Below are 18,021 nucleotides of genomic sequence, written 5' to 3' on the forward strand. Positions count from 1 at the left end.
CGCTAAAAACGGGAGATTAGGCAGCCTATTTTCTGGTATGTGTTAAAGTCACGCTTTTTTCGACAGGCTTCATTCCAAATTTGGTTCCGGTAAGGATCACGATGGCTACGGAGCCGATCAGTAATTTTTTAAGCACATTATTCATGATTTCCTGGTTTTAGGCGTTCGTAAAATCTTTCAGAGATAAGACGTAATTGCCTAAGAAACGTTTCAATAAATTGACGTTCATTAGACCATCTGTGTTTAAATTTCGACGAACAGTCGTAAATTACCTATCAACAGTTTGTACTAAAATTGCATTAGAGATTATAAAATGACTATAGCGTGGATTCCATCACTTTAAATAAGGAAAGAGACTCATCTTCTTTGGCAGTCATCAATGTTTTAGCCGCTTTACCTTTATCTTTATAACCCAAAAGGTGTAAGGTGCCATGAGCCATGACGCGGTATAATTCGTCTGCTACGGTATGCTTAAATATTTTTGCGTTTTCCTGAATTCGCTCCAAGCTGATAAAAATGTCACCAACAATCATTTTAAGCTCCTCTGAGTTATCAAAAGTTATCACATCAGTATAGGTGTCATGATCAAGGTATTCTTGGTTTATACGCAGTAAATATTCGTCTGAGCACAAAATAAAGTTCAATTCCTGTAACGAATAACCTTCTTTTTCAATGATCGCCTTAATCCAGGCCTTTAGCAAGGTTTTCTTTTTAAGGGTATAACTAAGGTCTTCGGTGAAAAAATGAACTGCTGCTTTTGCCATTTGTATATAGAATTATTGGGTCAAATTTAGCAATTTAAAATATTCCGCAATTTTATTTTTATAATAGTAGTTCAGGCTGGGCGGTAATTTTTGAATCCATTCGGACTCATTCTTTTGATTTTTACGGAATTTTTCCAGCATCTGCTGATAAGAAGGAGGTAGGTCTTTACCAGCTTTACTTTCTCTTTTTGAATCCTGGTCCTGCTCTCGTTTGGCATCATTTGCATCCAGCAGTTTCGTTAACAAGTCTTTCTGGCGGTTCAGCGTTTCTTGTTCCAGGCGCTTATTCACCAGGTCGGTCTCTGTGGCCTTCATGTCCTTGATCATTTGATTCAGGTTACCCAATCCGGACTTACCATCTTTATTTTCCTCGCTATTGATTTTTTGCAAGGCTTCTCGAATCATTTGCTGCTGCTGAGCCATTTTAGCAAATTCTTCAGACATCTGACCCTTTGGAACAGTGCCTTTATTCCCTGATTTTTGCAGTTGATCTTTCGCTTTTTGCATGCTGTTATTGAGTTGCTGTTGCATTTGTTGCAACTGCTTCATGCTTTGTTTTTTCCCTTTACCACCACCACTGGAGTTTTTCATCATCTTTTGGAGTTGTTCGAGTGCTTCATTGAGCATTAGTGATAAATTATTGATGGAGGTCATGGTGTATTGCTGGTTCTTGTTTGCAGCAGCAGTATTTCTTTCGCCAAGGTTATCCAAGCTTTTATCCATATTAAAGTTGATCTTTTGAAGCTCGTCAGTTACTGTGCTTTCAATCTGTGGAACTCTTTTGCTTAGAGAAGACAAGCTATCCGCAATGGTCTTCATATTGTCTTTGATCGCCCTTTGTTCTTGTACATTGGCGGTGTAAAGCGGGTCATTACTACTTAGTTTCTTCAAACTCAGCATTACCTTTTCCTGATCAAATGAAGTTCTCAGCAGATTTTCCAGTAATTGCCGCAGCTCTTGAACGTTCAGGTTATTCTCCATTTCCGCAGATTGTTGTTGCATTTCGTCCATCTTTTTGGCCATCTTCTCTAGCTGATCTGCTGCATTCTGTTGGTTTTCAGCGGCCTTCTTACGGTCGTTTTTATCCAGGTTGTCTTTACTCTCTTTTTGCTGCTGTTGAATGTTTTTACGCTCCTTTTCAGGGTTTTCGAATGGATTTGGTCGTTCTAGCTGCTCATTTTTTTCTTGAAGACTTTTCAATTCTTTTTGAACATCTTCAAAAGTCCTACGTTGCTCCTCTTGCTGTTGTTTCAAGTCGCCAGTTGGTTTTTTTTGATCTTTGCTTTGCTGAGAAAGGGATTTCTGAGCTTTGGCGAGTTCCTTTAGCCGATCAATGTTGTTTTGCAGATTTTGTTCAAATTCCAATTGCTTGTAAAGCTCCAGGATACGATCGAGCTCATTTTTTAGAGATTTATTATCGACTTGCATCTTGGAAAGTTCTTGCTGCGTCTGGTCTTTGTTGTTTTGATCCATCAAATTTTGCAGCTTTTCCAGTAATGCCTTGGTTTTATCGTCTAACACGTTTTTAAAAAGCTCATCGATTTGCTTTTGTTTTTCCAGCAGCTCATCCTTTACTGCAGCATGCTCTTCTTTTTCAAAATTGTTCTTATCATTCAGCTGTTTGAGTGATTTAACCGTTTCTTCCAACTGCTTTTGCTTGTCCACTAACTGCTGGATTTGCTTTTTATCGTCGAAGGTCAGCGTTTTTTTATCCAGTAGCGCAGCACCCAGCTTTTTACTTTCTTTTTCTACTGTGCCAGCTAGTTTGATGGCCTGATCCATTTTCTGTTTGACTGCCTGACTACCTTGATTTATTTTTTCTGCGACCTGTTGTGCTGTTGGGAGCTCATAGGTTTTTATCGCAGATTTGGCAGTTTTAGGCCCGTTTACACCATCATTATCTGCTACTTCAAAGTAATATTCCAACTGCTGACCAGGCTTGATTGCGGCCTGACTGAGGTCCCAGTAGAAGAAAAATGCGTTCTCCAGTTGTGCTTTTTTCACTGGAATGGATTGGCTTACCTTGTTTGTTACTTTTCCATTTTCAGTGACGATATAGCTGAATTTTAATGAGCTAAAGCCATGGTCATCAGTTATTTTTCCAGAAAAATATAGCGCTTTACTACTTATAGAATCCGGCGATTCAGACACCGCGATATTTGGGTATTCATCTGCTATGATGCCAATTTGATGTACCAGGGAATCAGTTCCTCCAGCAAAAATGCTATTTTTTGGACTCAGGTGGTATTCTCCACTCTTTCGTAAAGTGCTTTTAACTGTAAAAATATTGTTTTTAGAACGCAGCACTTGTGCTTTCTTATCCAATATAAAAACCAACTCATCGCTGTTTGCCGTGGTTAATTTCCATGTGACAGCGGTGCCATCTGGCAACAACAGATCACCTGCATTGGAAACGGTCTCCGCCTTTTTACCCAGATATGCAGGATAATGAAGTTCGGCTGTCATGGCTACAATTGATGGACGTGGCTTCACTTCAATCACATAAGGTAGCGAGTTGAACCCAGCTGCAGCAAAGTGGATTTCCTTATTCTTTTGAAGGTTTTTGAAAGTATATTGAAAGGTCGTTGCGTCCTTCTTTTCGAGTTTATAGGTATTCAATCCATCAGATATATAAACCTCTTGTGGGATCTCATTTCCCGTGATTTTAAGGTTCAAGGTCAAGTCATCTCCTTGCGCACAAACTAGTTTTTCATTGAGCAACTTAAAATTAAAGGGGGCTTTTTGCAAAATCTGTTTATTGTACTGTACAAAACTACTGGTACCTTCTTTCAATATTGCAGGGGCAATAATGGCAATCAAAACGATGATGCTCAATGGGAATAGGGAATATCGCAGGTATTTTTTATTTTCATTGAGGCGGATAGCACTGCTAAATGGAATGGGCTTCAGCTCATTGATCTTTTGATCGATACCTGCCATGATCAGCAGATTATGCGCTGGATTTTGATCTGCAAGTGCCTTGAGTTGCAAAGTATTTAACAACTTGTCTTTTACATTGAAGAAATGATCTCCAATGAGCGTTGCAGCCTGTTCTATACTTAGATTTTTACTCAGCTTAAAATAGGAAAGGGCTGGTTTAACAACCCAGAACACGATAACAAGAATTGAAAGGGCAATCGAGCTAAAAAACAAAAAGGTTTTAATAGAGACTCCTGGTTGAGTATAATAAACCAGGAGGAACAGCACTAAGTATAAGGCCAGGAGGAAAGTGGCGGCATAAATGCTACCCCGCAAGAGTTTATTCAAGTAAAACTTTTGCGTAAATTCATTAACCTTTGAAATTAAAAGTTCGTAATTGCTGTTCATTAATTAGCTTTATGATGCTTAAAGGTAGAGAATGAATATTGGTTTTGATAAAATTAAAGATATAATAGCATTAAATTAACGTAGGGATGCCGTTTTTTGTATTGTTCGTGCAGGAACGTGTATGTGGTATAATTAAGTATCGTGATTTATAATTCAATAGCAAAATGACCAATTCAATTTATGGCCTGGCAATGGCAGCTTTATTTACAACAATCGGATTAAAAGCCCCTGTGATGGAAAACACCTTAACCTGGAAAAAAAATCAAGTCATTGCACATCGTGGCGCCTGGAAAAAGAAGGGACTACCTGAGAACTCCATTGCTTCGTTAAAAGAAGCGATTAAGTTGGGCTGTTATGGATCAGAGTTTGATGTACAGATGACCTCTGACAGTATTTTGGTAGTCAATCATGATGCAGATTTCCTCGGAATACCAATAGCGACCTCGACCTACGCTCAGTTGTTGGAGAAAAAACTGAGTAATGGAGAACATATCCCTACCTTGGAAGCCTATTTAAAAGCAGGGAAGAAGCAAAAAGGAACAAAATTGATATTGGAACTGAAACCGGCTAAAGTCAGCGGCGAAAGGGATCTTCAAATGACGAGAAAGGCAGTCGCGATGGTGCAGCAGCTGGGGGCCGGGGCATGGGTAGATTACATCAGTTTCAGTTATGCGATGGGGGAAGAAGTGCTGGCTTTACAACCCGGGGCGAAGGTGGCTTACCTGAATGGGGATGCGACTTTAGAAAAATTAATATTCTCAGGATTTTATGGTGCGGATTATCATTTTTCGGTCTATAAAAATGGCGATTGGTTTACCAAATCAAAAGCACTCGGACTAACCTTAAATGCCTGGACTGTTAACACAGCTGCAGATATGACCTGGCTGTTAGATCAGGATATCGAATTCATTACCACCAATGAGCCAGAGCTCCTGTTTGAGCTGCTTCAAAATAGGAAATAGCCTCCTTTTAAAACAAAAAAGCATCGCGATTGCTCGCGATGCTGTACAATTATGTTTTTAATAATCTAGATTACTTTAACATTAATCGCATTCAACCCTTTTTTACCGCTTTCAACATCGTATTCAACTTTGTCGTTTTCACGAATTTCATCGATAAGGCCTGTTGAATGTACAAAAATTTCGCTATCTCCGTTAGCTGGAATGATGAATCCGAAACCTTTAGTTACATTAAAAAATTTTACTGTTCCTTCTTGCATTGTATTATTTATTAATAAATTAAGTGTGCAAGATACGGAATATTTTTAATAATACACAGGGGCTCAATTTTTTGATAAATTGCGTTTTTGAGGCTTTATCGCACTTATTTTTTACCCACCACAATCAGGTTAATTTCACTGGAATGTGGGATACCAAGGGTCGTACCTGGTTGAATTTTTAACAAATTTTGCAGGTATACATGGATGATCGCTTCCAGTGTTTTTTTCCTGGGTTCGTAGTTTTCCGGGTCTGAAGTCCGGAAGTTTCCTAAGTACATTTTGCCTTTTGCATCTACCAATGCACTGAACTCATAACCGAAGTCTTCATAAGCCCGAGAAATGTCTATTCTATATTTCGGAAACAGGTAGTCATAAGCCTCCGTTTTGCCGTTGATCCGGTCCACGACTTCTAGCTTTTTCACTCGGATCATATCACTCATTGGTTGAAAAACCACGGGCTGACGACCGGCGAATGCCAGCTTCAGGTCAGCGGGCTTTTGATTACTCGCTTTCGCTAATTTTTGGATATATAACGTATCTGCTTTCGATGGTTTTTGCAAATTTTCTGGCGTTGTTTTGAGTACATTTTTAATATAATCATCCGAGTAATAGGTGATATTTACATCCGAACGGATGTCTTTCGCGATCTCCTTCTTGTTGACTTGCAAGCGCTGCATTTGTAAACTATCCTTGCTAATTTTCTTTATCCTGAACCACTCTTTTGCGAAGTTATAGACATCACCATGATCATATTGTAAGAAAAAAGTCTGCATTCTCTTTTTCTGTGGACTATAAGCCATGATCGAGTCGTTAGACTTAAACTGAATGATCCAGCTGGGTTCTTGTTGGAATCCCATTTCATTAAAAGATAAACCAGTACTGAAACGGCGCTTTACCTCATGGTATTTAATGCCTTTTATCGTGTCAAAAGATAGTTCTCTTGTTTTATTTCTTCTTTCTTCATTGGATTCGGAGTTACAACTCAGAAAAACACTAACGACGGCTAATAAGATATAAATGAGCTTTTTGGACATGCAAAGAAAATAATGGTATGGGTTAAAACTGAAGACAAAGGTATAAGAATCGGCAGATTTTATATTCTTTGTTTTAGTTTTATGATCCGAATGCGGATTTCACCTTTCCTCAAGACGGTTACAATGACTGTTTTATGATCGCCATCCCGGAAGAGCTTGTTGACCTCTGTTAAGGTGTAGCTGGTAGAAGGAATAAAATTCAAGTATAAGATTTCGTCTTCTGCCAATAATCCTGCTTGTTCTGCGGGGGAATCGGGTTCTATTCTGCCAATAAAATAACGTTTAAGCTGGGTATCCTCTGAATAGACCTCCATTCCAGCCATATCGTGTTGAAAGGGGCGCTTAAAATTTCCGTTCTTCCGCAAGTACATAGAATTGTCTGCGTAGTCAAAAGTGATGTCGAATCGGCTCAATATATCAGCCCCAAGGTTCCCATTTCGATCATTGAGCAATACCTTTGCAGCAACCTCCTCATATTTTGGATAAGCCGTCAGTACATTGTTCAATTGAAAAGTTCCGATTTTTACCACAGGTAATCTACCGATATTTCCACTGATGGGACCACCAAGTCCAATTCCCAAGTTGGCTAAGATGGAAATCGGCGGCAAAGGAAAAGGTTTTTTATTAAGAATTTCCAAGGAGACTGCATGACTCGCGCCATTATCGATCAACATTTTCAAGGTTAAGGCACCAAGTTCCGGTGATTCCACCTCTATTTTTGCATATGGCTTATCATTGATTAATTCCAAAGGAATCCGTTCCCCTTTGATTTTTCGGCCATATGAAGGTAGATAGAAAACAATTCTTTTAGTAGAGTATTTAAGCTCTACAATGAAACTTTTGAAGAAATGATAGCCCAATAGCCCATGAATAGGTATTCCCAGGTAGCTCGATAAGCGAAATAAGTCTTCTTTTAGTATGGCTGTGGGAATATGGCTTAGGGTTGCTTTTCCAATGCGTGCGTTGACCGAACTGGATACAAAAGCTTCAATTTCATTGCCTTTACCCAAGCCGGAGATTTTGATAGTCCGTAAGTCTTTAATCTTTAAGCTGTCGGAGATGCGCGGGTCTGAGATGATCATTGGTCCAACACCCGTGTCTAAAATGAAGTTAAAAGGTCCTTTTTCATTGATAAAAACGGGAATAATAACCAGATTTTTCATCAGAATGAAATTGATTGCGTCTTTTTTTCGGTTATTTGGAAATTCAAAATTTTGGGCGTAACCGGTTTTTATGGTCATAGCGATGACCAAGAACAGCAGGAGAGTTTTTAGCCAGATCAAATTTATCGCACAGACGGACCGTTTCATTGATCTAATTTAATAAATTAGTACATAGGATGATTAGAGTTAAGGATAAATGTAAATTTTATTTTTCCGATTACAATTGTTGTCAGGTATAGCGGAGGTTACCTGAAAATTGGATTTCAACCATTAATATGATTATAAAATGAAACGCTTCTTATTATTATTCCTGCTTTTAGCAGTTAGTTACCATCTGAATGCCCAAACCACAAGAATCTGGGTAGTCAGACATGGAGAAAAAAACCTAGAAAATCCGGCAGATAAGGATCCTGCATTAAGCCCGGCTGGTGAAGAGCGGGCTATGGCCTTGGCCAAATACTTGAAAGGAAAAAAAATGGCCGCCTTATTCAGTACAGACTATAAGCGAACTAGAGGAACTTTAGCGCCACTAGCCGCTGTACAAAAATTACCTTTACAGTTGTATAAATCTACCGCTTACCAAGCGCTTGCCGATACGATCCTGAACAACTATAAGGGGAAAAACATTGTTATTTGTGGTCATTCAAACCGTCTTTTGGGGATAATAGCGGCATTTAAAGCCACAAGTACCTTGAAAGAGATTTCTGAGGATGAATACAACCACATTTTTCTGATAGAAATTGTAGGAGATCGGGTGAAGCTCAAAGAAAGGACGTATGGTAAATTATAGCTTTTCAAAAGGAATGTCCAAAAGGTCATAATTTCTCCATCCCTGGAAGTCAAAATGCCACCATTCATTTGACATCACGCGAAAGCCATGGGATTGCATAACCTGGATCAGAAGGTTACGGTTTTTCTGCACAGGAGTAGGGAGCGCGCTATAATTCGCTGCTGCCATAGGAGAAAAACTGTCGTAAGCGGTGGGCATTTCCAATTCTTTTCCTGTCTTCAGGTTGACCAGAGTAAGGTCTATTGCGCAACCTCTATTGTGACGGGAGCCTACTTTGGGATTGGCCACAAAATTCTTATTACTCGCCTTTATGTAGAGTGTTTTTGTCGCTGTATAAGGGCGATAGGCATCGTAGATCTTTAGCGCATAACCTTTTTTGGCAAGCACAGCCTGTACTTTTTTCAATTGCATGACCACCGGCTGTCGGGCAAAAGCACGAGCTTGTTTATAGACTGCAAGCTTCATGAAATTATTGCTTGTGGCATAGCGAATGTCTAGCACAATGCCCGGAATTTCTTTTTTAAGTTCCAGGAGTTTCTGATTTGAGTTGTCTTGGTAGGCTTGTTGATAGGCAGTAAAACTGCTGACAACTTTTAAAGGTTTGGGGCTGTTTTTTTTTACAGCACCGGGGTTCTGGAAAAAAAAGGCGGTTAACAGAAAAAGGGAAATGGTTTGAATCATCTATTATTGATTGGAAACGACTAAAAGTTCAATATCCTTATAAGGGAGGTTAAACATATTGGCCAGGTCTTTATTCGTGAGGTGACCCTGATATATATATAATGCTTCTCTGATTCCAGGCTTACTCCAAATTACTCCGGTTAAGCCACCGAGATCCCCAATGTCTAGTAAGATTGGCGCAAAGATATTGGTTAGTGCATAAGAGGCTGTTCTTGGAACGCGCGAAGCAATATTTGGAACACAGTAATGAATCACGTCATGTTTTCTAAACACGGGATTGCTGTGGTTGGTTACTTCAGAGGTTTCGAAGCAACCGCCTTGATCAATGCTCACATCAATCACTACCGAATTCGGTTTCATCCTCATCACCATTTCTTCCATCACGATACAAGGGCTTCTGCCATGATTTGCACGAATTGCGCCGATCACAACATCACAAGTGGTAATTGCCTTGCTTAAAACGATCGGTTGCATCACCGAAGTGAAGACCCTGCTCCCTAAGTTATTTTGAAGCCTTCTGAGGCGATAGAGGGAGCTATCGAACACTTTTACTTCCGCACCTAGAGATAGTGCCGTACGCGCGGCGTATTCTCCGACCGTTCCTGCCCCTAAAATGACAACTTCAGTTGGCGGGACGCCTGTGAAGCCGCCGAGCATCAATCCTTTCCCACCTGTTGCCGAGCTTAAATATTCGGCCGCGATAAAAATTGAGGTTGCGCCAACAATTTCGCTCATGGCCCGTACCACGCTTAAAATCCCACCTTCATCCCGAAGGTTTTCAAAACAGAGCGCGTTGATCTTTTTATTTAATAAAGCTTTTAGGTAGTTTTCTTTCAGCCCGCCCATTTGAAGCGCAGAGATCAGCGTTTGCCCTTTATGCATCATCGCAATCTCTTCTATCGTGGGCGGTGCTATTTTGACCAGTATATCTGCCTCAAAAACACTTTTCTTATGAAAAGAAATAGTAGCGCCTTGCTCACTATAGTCGTTGTCTGAAAAATTAGCTCCAACTCCTGCGCCACTCTCTATAATGACCCGATGCCCATTATTGATCAAAAGGGCAACAGATAATGGGGTCAGTGCGATCCTGTTCTCCTGAAATGAAATTTCTTTTGGAATGCCAATATAGAGACTGTTGGTTTTTTTATTAATTTCCGACATGGTCTCTTTGGGCTGTAGTAGCCCTTTTTGAGCAATAGAGGCCATTCCTTCCCGTAATCCTGTAGCCATTTTATTTATAGATATTTAATCTGAAATTAAGCAAAATACCTGAAAATAAGTGTATTTAGAATTTATATTCTGGAAATTGATAGTAATCTTTCCGTTTCTGAGCTTGCGGAGATTTCAATTTTAATATAATGTTCTGGTAGGAGTTCTGCTACTTTTTCCGGCCATTCGATCAGGCAGATATGGTCCGAATAAAAATATTCTTCATAACCAATATCATAAGCTTCTTGTAAGTTTTTAATCCTGTAAAAATCAAAATGATAAATAATTCGGCCATTTCCTTCATATTCATTTACAATAGAAAAAGTAGGACTAGAAACGACCTCTGTGACACCTAATGCCTTAGCCAAGGCTTTAATGAAAGTTGTTTTTCCGGCGCCCATTTCCCCCTCAAAGATGAAAAAATTCTCATTTTGAGCAAATTCAAGCACTTCTTGCGCCGCCTGATCCAGGCCTGCTAAATTTTTAACTTCAATGTTCATTTGAATCCGATTGGTTTTTTTACGAATCAAAAATAATCAATTTATTATAACCAGATTCTGATTGCTAGAGAATGACCATAGAAAGGGTATAGTATACAATAGCCAGACTATACGAATTTTTGTATAGTCTGGCCAGGAGGTATAATATAGGTGAAACCTATTTACTTGGAGCTATAAGTAGCTACTGGAATGATCATTTCTTCCAAGGAGATCCCACCATGTTGAAAGGTTTCATTATAATAGTTCACAAATTGATTATAGTTATTCTGATAAACGAAATAACGGTCTTCCTTGGCAAAGATATAGTTGGAGCTGATGTTGATTTTAGGCAACTGTGCTTCATGTGGATTTTTAATTAAAAACACCTCTTTTGCATTGTAATTTAGGTTTCTACCTTGTTTGTAGCGTAAGTTTGTGTTCGTATTTCTATCTCCAATCACCTTACTTGCATGTTTTACACGGATTGTTCCGTGATCTGTTGTGATCACCAGTTTCACCTTTTTCTGAGACAATTTTTTCAATAGCTCCATCAATGGAGAATGCTCAAACCAGGAAAGCGTAAGGGAACGGTATGCAGCGTCATCATTGGCCAGCTCACGAATCATTTGCATGTCCGTACGGGCATGAGATAACATGTCTACAAAGTTATATACGATGGCATTAAAGTCGTTTTGAAGTAGATTGTTGACCTGTTCGTTTAAAGCCTTACCGTCATCATAAGTCAGAATTTTATGGTAACTATGCTTGCAGTCTTTTCTAAATGTTCTTTTGATATTCTCAGTGAGGAAAGTGCTTTCATGTAAGTTCTTCCCACCTTCATCATCGTCATTTTGCCATAGTTTAGGGAATCGTTTTTCCATCTCTAAAGGCATCAGTCCAGAGAAAATCGAATTTCTTGCATATTGTGTTGCAGTTGGAAGAATACTAGAATACGTATCTTCTTCTTCCAGGCGGAAATGTTCGGTAATTAGCGGGTTGATGATTTTCCATTGGTCATAACGTAAATTGTCTATGAGAATGAAAAATACGGGGATATTATTGTCGTTGATAAGAGGAAAAGCTTTCTTTTTCAAAAGCTCATTTGAAAGTAAAGGCGCTTTTTCTTTGCCATTTACCCAACCCAAATAGTGGTCTTCAATAAATTTAGAGAATTGTGCATTGGCTTCCGATTTTTGCATTGTCAGGATCTCATGCATTTGTGGGTCATCCAGTTTTTCAAGCTCTAATTCCCAGAAAACTAACTTTTTATAGACTTCTACCCATTCTTCATAACTGAGTTTATCATTCAAGGTCATACCTAGCCTACGGAAATCTTGCTGATAGGCCATAGATGTCTTTTCGCTGACTAAACGCTTATTGTCAATGATCTTTTTAATGGTCAATAACACTTGTTTTGGGTTCACTGGCTTAATCAAATAGTCATCGATTTTAGAACCAATCGCATCCTCCATTAAGTTTTCTTCTTCACTTTTGGTGATCAATACAACCGGTACATCATTTCTAATGTTTTTGATGGCAGTAAGGGTTTCCAATCCGGTTAGTCCCGGCATATTTTCATCTAAAAAAACCAAGTCAAAGTGCTCTTTACCAAAGGCTTCTAATGCGTCGTTGCCATTGGTGAAAGTAGTAACATGGTATCCTTTTTCGTTTAGTAATAGTATATGTGGTTTTAATAAGTTAATCTCATCGTCGGCCCATAAAATTTTGGTTTCCTGCATTGCTGTACTTATATAAAATAAAATTAAATCTTTCAAAAAAGAATTTCTCTTTCTTAGTATGGATAAAAATAGCAATTTTTGTACCGTATAATTTTATTTGTAAGGATTGAACAAAAAGAAAATCATAAATGACCCCGTATATGGCTTCATAAATATCCCCTCTGAAATCGTGTTTGATTTGATCTCGCACCCTTATTTTCAGCGGTTACGATATATTAAGCAATTGGGGATGACCCATTTGGTGTATCCAGGAGCCCTGCACACCAGGTTTCATCATGCGCTAGGCGCAATGCATTTAATGAGTCTCGCTTTGGAAATTCTTAAAAGTAAAGGACAGGAGATCAGCAAGGAAGAGGAAGAAGCGGCGTCAATTGCCATACTTTTACATGACATCGGACATGGGCCTTTTTCTCATGCGCTGGAGCATACGCTAGTCAACGGGATTCATCATGAAGCCATTTCTATGTTGATCATGGAAAAGTTAAATGTGGAGTTTGAAGGCCGGTTAACAATGGCAATAAACATCTTCAAAGGTGATTATCCAAAAAAATTCCTACCACAACTGGTTTCCGGGCAACTGGATCTGGATCGCATGGATTACCTCAATCGCGATAGCTTCTTTACTGGGGTAAGCGAAGGAGTGATCAGTTTTGATCGCATCATCAAGATGTTCAATGTATTGGATGGGGAATTGGTGATTGAAGAGAAAGGCATCTATTCTATCGAAAACTTCCTGATTGCGAGAAGACTGATGTATTGGCAGGTATATCTCCATAAAACGGTGGTTGCCGGAGAATATTTGCTGGTTAAAATATTGGAACGTGCAAAAGAACTTGCCAGCAGAGGCGATACACTCTTTGCAACACCAGCACTACAGCATTTCTTGAAGAATGACGTCAATAAAGCCGATTTCTTCCAGGATGATAGTCATTTGCAAGCATTTTTCAAGCTGGACGACCAGGATATTGTGGCTTCAGTAAAAGTTTGGAGGGAACATGCTGACCCAATTTTATCAAAATTGTGCGACATGTTCATCAGCCGTAATCTATATAAAGTAGAGATCAGCTCAGATGCACCAGATCCAAAACGCGTTCAGGAGCTACAAGCGAAAACAGCTGCACTTTTACAACTTAACGAACAGGAAGTTAATTATTTTGTTTTTACAGACCAGATAGAAAACCGCGCATATAACGCCGGAAGTGGAAATATCAATATTCTGTTTAAGAACAATACCATCATTGACATTGCAAAAGCATCGGATTTATCTAATTTAAAATCTTTAGATAAAACGGTAACCAAACATATACTATGCTATCCTAGAATGATTTAGCATTTTTTAACAAAATAATTAATTTTTAATCCCGTTTTTAGATTGACCAAGTGATAACCTAATTAGGTTTATTTGTTCATATCAATTTAACACTTAACTTTGTACGATGCAATTTACTGCCAAGCAGATAAGCGAATTTATAGATGGCACCATTGAAGGCGATGAAAATGCTAAGGTAACAGAACTTTCTAAGATAGAAAATGGTACTGCTGGGTCTTTATGTTTTTTGTCTAATCCTAAATATGAAAACTATTTATACTCAACGAAGGCCTCTGTAGTCATCGTAGGGAATGATTTTTTTCCATCTCAGCCAATTGAAAGCACCTTAATTAAGGTGGCTGATCCTTATAGCGCGTTCTCAGTTTTGCTGGAGAAGTACAATGAGGTAATGAATCAGTTGAATGCACAATCAGGTATTGAGCAACCTTGTTTTATCCACCCTTCCGCTAAAATCGGTAATAATGTTTTTATTGCAGCATTTAGTTATATCAGCGAAAACGTAGTCATAGGTGATGATACCAAGATTCAGGCGCAAGTTTTCGTAGGCGCAGATACCCTAATTGGGAATAACTGTCAGATTTTTCCTGGCGTAAAAATATACAACCGTTCAGTTCTTGGAAATAACATTGTCATTCACGCAAATACCGTAATTGGTAGTGATGGTTTTGGCTTTGCGCCACAACCGGATGGTACGTATTCGAAGATTGCACAGATCGGAAATGTGGTGATTGAAGACGATGTAGAGATTGGCGCAAACACTGCTATAGACCGCGCTACAATGGGCTCTACTTTCATTAGAAAAGGAGTGAAACTAGATAACCTGATCCAAATTGCACACAATGTAGATATGGGCGCCCACACGGTAGTTGCAGCGCAAACGGGTATCTCTGGAAGTACAAAAGTCGGAGAAAATTCCGTGATTGGAGGACAAGTTGGTATTGCTGGTCACCTGAGCCTTGCAAAAGGAACTCAGATTGGTGCTCAGGCAGGAATCAACTTCAATACCACTACCGAGTTTAAACAATGGCATGGTAGCCCTGCACAGCCTTTAAGAGACTGGATGAGGGCTTCAGTGATCTTTAAACAACTGCCAACCGTTGAAAAACGAATTGTGGCATTAGAAAATACTATCTCAGAACTCAAAGCATTAATTGAACAAAACAGCACAATAGCAAAATAATGAATGTGAAGCAAAAAACCATAAAAGGCGAAGTTTCTGTATCGGGCGTAGGCCTGCATACCGGAGCAAATGTGACGCTTACTTTTTGTCCGGCACCAGAAAATCACGGATTTAAATTTCAAAGAATTGATTTACCGGGTAGCCCGATTGTGGATGCTGATTGTGACAACGTTACGGACACTGCAAGAGGAACTACAATTTCTCAAAACGGTGCAAGTATCAGTACAGTAGAACACGTAATGGCTTCTCTTGTTGGGATGGACCTGGATAACGTGTTGATTAAGTTGGATGGCCCTGAAACGCCTATCATGGATGGGAGCGCAATTATGTTCCTTGAAGCACTGGAAAGTGTTGGTGCACAGATCCAAAGCGTTGATCGTGAATATTTCTCGATTCCGCATAACATTACTTATACAGAACCGGACAGAAAAGTCGAAATCGTGGCCATGCCATTAGATGATTACAGGTTTACTTGTATGATCGACTATAATTCTCCTGTATTGGGGAGCCAGCATGCCGGAATTTCCAGCATTGCAGAATTTAAAAAAGAAATTGCTTCTTGTAGAACTTTCTGTTTCCTGCACGAATTGGAATACCAACTTCAAAACAACCTGATTAAAGGGGGGGATTTGAATAATGCCATCGTGATTGTAGATAAGGAAGTGACTAAAGAAGAGCTAGATCACCTTGCGAAAATCTTCAACAGAAGCGCAATAGAAGTAGCTCCTCAAGGCATCTTAAATAATATGGAATTGCGGTACCAGAATGAGCCAGCAAGACATAAATTGTTAGATATGATCGGTGACCTTGCTTTGGTAGGGGTACACTTAAAAGGTCATATCATGGCTGCACGTCCTGGACATGCTGCCAATGTGGCTTTTGCGAAGAAAATCAAAGCAGCCATTAAAAAAGAGAAAAATAAAAAAGTACAGCACATCTATGATCCATCTGTAAAACCACTATATGATGTGGTTCAGATTATGGATATTCTGCCACACAGACAGCCATTTCTGTTTATAGATAAGATTTTGGAATTGTCTAAAACACATGTTGTTGGTGTTAAAAATGTGACGATGAACGAAGAGTTCTTTAAAGGGCACTTCCCGGGAGCACCAGTATTTCCTGGTGTTATTCAGATCGAAGCAATGGCACAAACCGGTGGTATTTTAGTGTTAAGTACCGTTGAAGATCCAAGAAATTACCTGACGTTGTTTTTGAAAATTGACAATGTACGTTTTAGAGCTCAGGTGTTACCTGGTGATACCATCGTATTCAGGTGTGACTTAATGGAGCCTATCAGAAGAGGAATCGCTCAAATGAAGGGTGTCGGCATGGTCGGAGGTAAAGTAGTGGTGGAAGCAGAAATGATGGCCCAAATTGTTAAAGTAAAAGAAAGCGAAACCGTATCATGATACAACCCTTAGCGTATATACATCCGCAGGCAAAAATTGCCGATAATGTAGTAATTGAGCCTTTTGCAGTGATACACAAGGATGTAGAAATTGGGGAAGGAACCTGGATCGGTTCAAATGTGGTCATCATGGATGGCGCTAGAATTGGTAAAAATTGTCGGGTATTCCCTGGATCTGTGATCTCAGGTGTACCTCAGGATTTGAAGTTTGCAGGGGAAGTAACCACTGCGGAGATTGGCGATAATACCACGATCAGAGAGTGTGTAACCATCAATAGAGGAACGAAAGATAAATGGAAAACTGTGATTGGCAGCAACTGTTTGATTCAGGCGTATTCTCACATCGCTCACGATTGTGAGGTTGGGGATCACTGTATTTTCTCTAACAGCACTACGCTTGCAGGACATATCACCATCGGTGATTATGTGGTTCTTGCGGGCTTGGTAGCGATTCATCAGTTTGTGAAAGTAGGTTCTCATGCTTTTGTCACTGGTGGTTCATTGGTGAGAAAAGATGTTCCTCCATATGTGAAAGCTGCGCGTGAGCCACTTTCTTATGCAGGAATCAACTCAGTTGGTTTGAGAAGAAGAGGTTTTTCTTCAGAACAAATCAATGAAATTCAGGAAATCTACCGTGTATTATTTGTGAAGCATAACAATGTAAGTAAAGCATTAGATATGATTGAAGCAGAATTTGCACCAACGGAAATCAGAGACGAAATCTTAGAATTCATCAGAAACTCGAATAGAGGAGTGATGAAAGGCTTTGGTTCTGGTAGCTAATATTATTAATGAAAATCAGCTTAAATAAGGCCGGTAGAAGATTTAACCAGGAGTGGATTTTTCGTAATGTAGATTATGAATTTAAAAGCCCGGGTACTTATGCCATCCTTGGACCCAATGGTTCAGGAAAATCGACCTTATTAAGCATGATTCTAGGCAATTTATCTCCTTCTGAGGGCAAAATCAGCTATCAGAAGGACAAAATTGTCCCCGTAGAAAATATCTATCAACACCTGAGTTTCGCAGCACCTTACCTCGATTTGATCGAAGAATTCACGCTGGAAGAGACGATAGATTTTCATTTCAAATTTAAAGGGCTGTACAAAGACATGACTAAAGCGGGAGTGTTGGAGTTGCTTGGACTAGAGAAATCGCAGGATAAGGCCTTAAAATACTTCTCTTCGGGAATGAAACAGCGTACTAAACTCGTGCTGGCCTTCTGTACCGATACCCCAATCTTACTTTTAGATGAGCCAACTTCTAATCTTGATCAGCAGGGTGTGGACTGGTATCTGGACTTAATTGCGAACTTTACCGACCAAAGATTAGTCATAGTAGGGTCAAATCAGGAGGTCGAGTATTCATTTTGCGAGCATTTAATCCAAGTTACTGACTATAAATAATGTCATGTTTCTATTTTTTTTCGGCCTTTAATGGCGTTTAAACGAAGAAAAGCGCATAAAAAAATATTTTTTTAAAATACTATTGTGGGATTCATAAATAGTACTTACCTTTGCAGAACGAAATAACGGCCTGGTGGTCAGGTGTTAGTTCAAATAAAAATGTAAAATATTACTCCGCAAGGAGGTTATATATAAAGAGAATAAAATAAGAATTTTCATAGTTTAGTTTTAGGTTTAGGTTGATTGTGGCTTCGGAGTGGTTCCCGAAGCCATCTTTTTTTACCCGTTT

General features: G+C 39.3%; 16 protein-coding genes. 7 read left to right on the plus strand and 9 right to left on the minus strand.

The window, feature by feature from the left end; translation table 11 throughout:
- Positions 1 to 317 precede the first annotated feature (317 nt).
- Both ybeY and GM920_RS14815 read right to left on the minus strand, forming a co-directional pair.
- Positions 318 to 764: an rRNA maturation RNase YbeY gene (ybeY, locus tag GM920_RS14810; RefSeq protein ID WP_182958821.1), complete on the minus strand. Its 447-nt coding sequence runs from the start codon at positions 762 to 764 to the stop codon at positions 318 to 320.
- Between the two features lie 12 nt (positions 765 to 776).
- Positions 777 to 4,091, minus strand: coding sequence for a DUF4175 family protein (locus tag GM920_RS14815; protein ID WP_182958823.1), 3,315 nt, complete (start codon positions 4,089 to 4,091; stop codon positions 777 to 779).
- Between the two features lie 164 nt (positions 4,092 to 4,255).
- Between GM920_RS14815 and GM920_RS14820 the strand changes: the two genes are divergently transcribed.
- Positions 4,256 to 5,053 carry a glycerophosphodiester phosphodiesterase gene (locus GM920_RS14820; protein WP_235964538.1) on the plus strand — a complete coding sequence of 266 codons (798 nt, stop codon included), beginning with the start codon at positions 4,256 to 4,258 and terminating at the stop codon, positions 5,051 to 5,053.
- 65 nt (positions 5,054 to 5,118) lie between these two features.
- Here the strand turns inward: GM920_RS14820 and GM920_RS14825 are convergent, their stop codons facing one another.
- The 3 genes from GM920_RS14825 to GM920_RS14835 all read right to left on the minus strand — a co-directional run bounded on the left by GM920_RS14825 (position 5,119) and on the right by GM920_RS14835 (position 7,507).
- A complete protein-coding gene (locus tag GM920_RS14825) occupies positions 5,119 to 5,310 on the minus strand; it encodes a cold-shock protein (protein WP_008241764.1) in 192 nt (63 codons plus the stop codon).
- A 104-nt stretch (positions 5,311 to 5,414) separates the two neighbouring features.
- Complete coding sequence (locus tag GM920_RS14830; RefSeq protein WP_182958825.1) at positions 5,415 to 6,344, minus strand: hypothetical protein; 930 nt, start codon at positions 6,342 to 6,344, stop codon at positions 5,415 to 5,417.
- 59 nt (positions 6,345 to 6,403) lie between these two features.
- A complete protein-coding gene (locus GM920_RS14835) occupies positions 6,404 to 7,507 on the minus strand; it encodes an aspartyl protease family protein (protein ID WP_235964539.1) in 1,104 nt (367 codons plus the stop codon).
- Between the two features lie 286 nt (positions 7,508 to 7,793).
- Here GM920_RS14835 and GM920_RS14840 point away from each other — a divergent pair, with 286 nt between their 5' ends.
- A complete protein-coding gene (locus GM920_RS14840; RefSeq protein WP_182958831.1) occupies positions 7,794 to 8,297 on the plus strand; it encodes a phosphoglycerate mutase family protein in 504 nt (167 codons plus the stop codon).
- Here GM920_RS14840 and GM920_RS14845 read toward each other — a convergent pair.
- The 4 genes from GM920_RS14845 to porX all read right to left on the minus strand — a co-directional run bounded on the left by GM920_RS14845 (position 8,292) and on the right by porX (position 12,405).
- On the minus strand, positions 8,292 to 8,978 hold the full coding sequence (locus GM920_RS14845) for a M15 family metallopeptidase (RefSeq protein ID WP_182958833.1): 687 nt from the start codon (positions 8,976 to 8,978) through the stop codon (positions 8,292 to 8,294). The two genes, GM920_RS14840 and GM920_RS14845, sit on opposite strands and share 6 nt — an antisense overlap.
- Positions 8,979 to 8,981: 3 nt before the next feature.
- The gene (locus GM920_RS14850) at positions 8,982 to 10,208 is read right to left on the minus strand and encodes an alanine dehydrogenase (RefSeq protein ID WP_182958836.1); all 1,227 of its coding nucleotides are present in this window, start codon (positions 10,206 to 10,208) and stop codon (positions 8,982 to 8,984) included.
- Between the two features lie 62 nt (positions 10,209 to 10,270).
- On the minus strand, positions 10,271 to 10,687 hold the full coding sequence (gene tsaE, locus GM920_RS14855; protein ID WP_182958844.1) for a tRNA (adenosine(37)-N6)-threonylcarbamoyltransferase complex ATPase subunit type 1 TsaE: 417 nt from the start codon (positions 10,685 to 10,687) through the stop codon (positions 10,271 to 10,273).
- A gap of 161 nt (positions 10,688 to 10,848) precedes the next feature.
- Positions 10,849 to 12,405, minus strand: a complete 1,557-nt coding sequence (gene porX, locus GM920_RS14860; RefSeq protein WP_182958847.1) for a T9SS response regulator signal transducer PorX — start codon at positions 12,403 to 12,405, stop codon at positions 10,849 to 10,851.
- Between the two features lie 106 nt (positions 12,406 to 12,511).
- On the opposite strand from porX, the gene GM920_RS14865 reads away from it, so the two are divergent.
- The 5 genes from GM920_RS14865 to GM920_RS14885 all read left to right on the plus strand — a co-directional run bounded on the left by GM920_RS14865 (position 12,512) and on the right by GM920_RS14885 (position 17,732).
- Positions 12,512 to 13,735: an HD domain-containing protein gene (locus GM920_RS14865; RefSeq protein ID WP_182958850.1), complete on the plus strand. Its 1,224-nt coding sequence runs from the start codon at positions 12,512 to 12,514 to the stop codon at positions 13,733 to 13,735.
- Between the two features lie 106 nt (positions 13,736 to 13,841).
- On the plus strand, positions 13,842 to 14,915 hold the full coding sequence (gene lpxD, locus GM920_RS14870) for a UDP-3-O-(3-hydroxymyristoyl)glucosamine N-acyltransferase (protein ID WP_182958853.1): 1,074 nt from the start codon (positions 13,842 to 13,844) through the stop codon (positions 14,913 to 14,915).
- Entirely contained in the window at positions 14,915 to 16,327 is a 1,413-nt protein-coding gene (locus GM920_RS14875) for a bifunctional UDP-3-O-[3-hydroxymyristoyl] N-acetylglucosamine deacetylase/3-hydroxyacyl-ACP dehydratase (RefSeq protein ID WP_182958856.1), read from the plus strand. Before lpxD ends, GM920_RS14875 begins: the two co-directional genes overlap by 1 nt.
- Complete coding sequence (gene lpxA / locus GM920_RS14880) at positions 16,324 to 17,109, plus strand: acyl-ACP--UDP-N-acetylglucosamine O-acyltransferase (RefSeq protein WP_062546374.1); 786 nt, start codon at positions 16,324 to 16,326, stop codon at positions 17,107 to 17,109. The genes GM920_RS14875 and lpxA overlap by 4 nt, the downstream gene beginning before the upstream one ends.
- 8 nt (positions 17,110 to 17,117) lie before the next feature.
- Positions 17,118 to 17,732: an ABC transporter ATP-binding protein gene (locus GM920_RS14885; protein WP_182958858.1), complete on the plus strand. Its 615-nt coding sequence runs from the start codon at positions 17,118 to 17,120 to the stop codon at positions 17,730 to 17,732.
- Positions 17,733 to 18,021 lie beyond the last annotated feature (289 nt).

This window comes from Pedobacter gandavensis (genome assembly GCF_014172405.1).
Lineage (GTDB): Bacteria > Bacteroidota > Bacteroidia > Sphingobacteriales > Sphingobacteriaceae > Pedobacter > Pedobacter gandavensis.

What these genes read in the sequence shown, in the direction of transcription:
- ybeY (WP_182958821.1), bottom strand. Translation starts at nt 764, where the DNA reads ATGGCAAAAGCAGCAGTTCATTTTTTCACCGAAGACCTTAGTTATACC.
- porX (WP_182958847.1), bottom strand. Translation starts at nt 12,405, where the DNA reads ATGCAGGAAACCAAAATTTTATGGGCCGACGATGAGATTAACTTATTA.
- GM920_RS14885 (WP_182958858.1), top strand. Translation starts at nt 17,118, where the DNA reads ATGAAAATCAGCTTAAATAAGGCCGGTAGAAGATTTAACCAGGAGTGG.
- GM920_RS14850 (WP_182958836.1), bottom strand. Translation starts at nt 10,208, where the DNA reads ATGGCTACAGGATTACGGGAAGGAATGGCCTCTATTGCTCAAAAAGGG.
- GM920_RS14830 (WP_182958825.1), bottom strand. Translation starts at nt 6,344, where the DNA reads ATGTCCAAAAAGCTCATTTATATCTTATTAGCCGTCGTTAGTGTTTTT.
- lpxD (WP_182958853.1), top strand. Translation starts at nt 13,842, where the DNA reads ATGCAATTTACTGCCAAGCAGATAAGCGAATTTATAGATGGCACCATT.
- GM920_RS14825 (WP_008241764.1), bottom strand. Translation starts at nt 5,310, where the DNA reads ATGCAAGAAGGAACAGTAAAATTTTTTAATGTAACTAAAGGTTTCGGA.
- GM920_RS14815 (WP_182958823.1), bottom strand. Translation starts at nt 4,091, where the DNA reads ATGAACAGCAATTACGAACTTTTAATTTCAAAGGTTAATGAATTTACG.
- GM920_RS14820 (WP_235964538.1), top strand. Translation starts at nt 4,256, where the DNA reads ATGACCAATTCAATTTATGGCCTGGCAATGGCAGCTTTATTTACAACA.
- GM920_RS14835 (WP_235964539.1), bottom strand. Translation starts at nt 7,507, where the DNA reads ATGAAAAATCTGGTTATTATTCCCGTTTTTATCAATGAAAAAGGACCT.
- GM920_RS14875 (WP_182958856.1), top strand. Translation starts at nt 14,915, where the DNA reads ATGAATGTGAAGCAAAAAACCATAAAAGGCGAAGTTTCTGTATCGGGC.
- GM920_RS14840 (WP_182958831.1), top strand. Translation starts at nt 7,794, where the DNA reads ATGAAACGCTTCTTATTATTATTCCTGCTTTTAGCAGTTAGTTACCAT.
- GM920_RS14845 (WP_182958833.1), bottom strand. Translation starts at nt 8,978, where the DNA reads ATGATTCAAACCATTTCCCTTTTTCTGTTAACCGCCTTTTTTTTCCAG.
- lpxA (WP_062546374.1), top strand. Translation starts at nt 16,324, where the DNA reads ATGATACAACCCTTAGCGTATATACATCCGCAGGCAAAAATTGCCGAT.
- tsaE (WP_182958844.1), bottom strand. Translation starts at nt 10,687, where the DNA reads ATGAACATTGAAGTTAAAAATTTAGCAGGCCTGGATCAGGCGGCGCAA.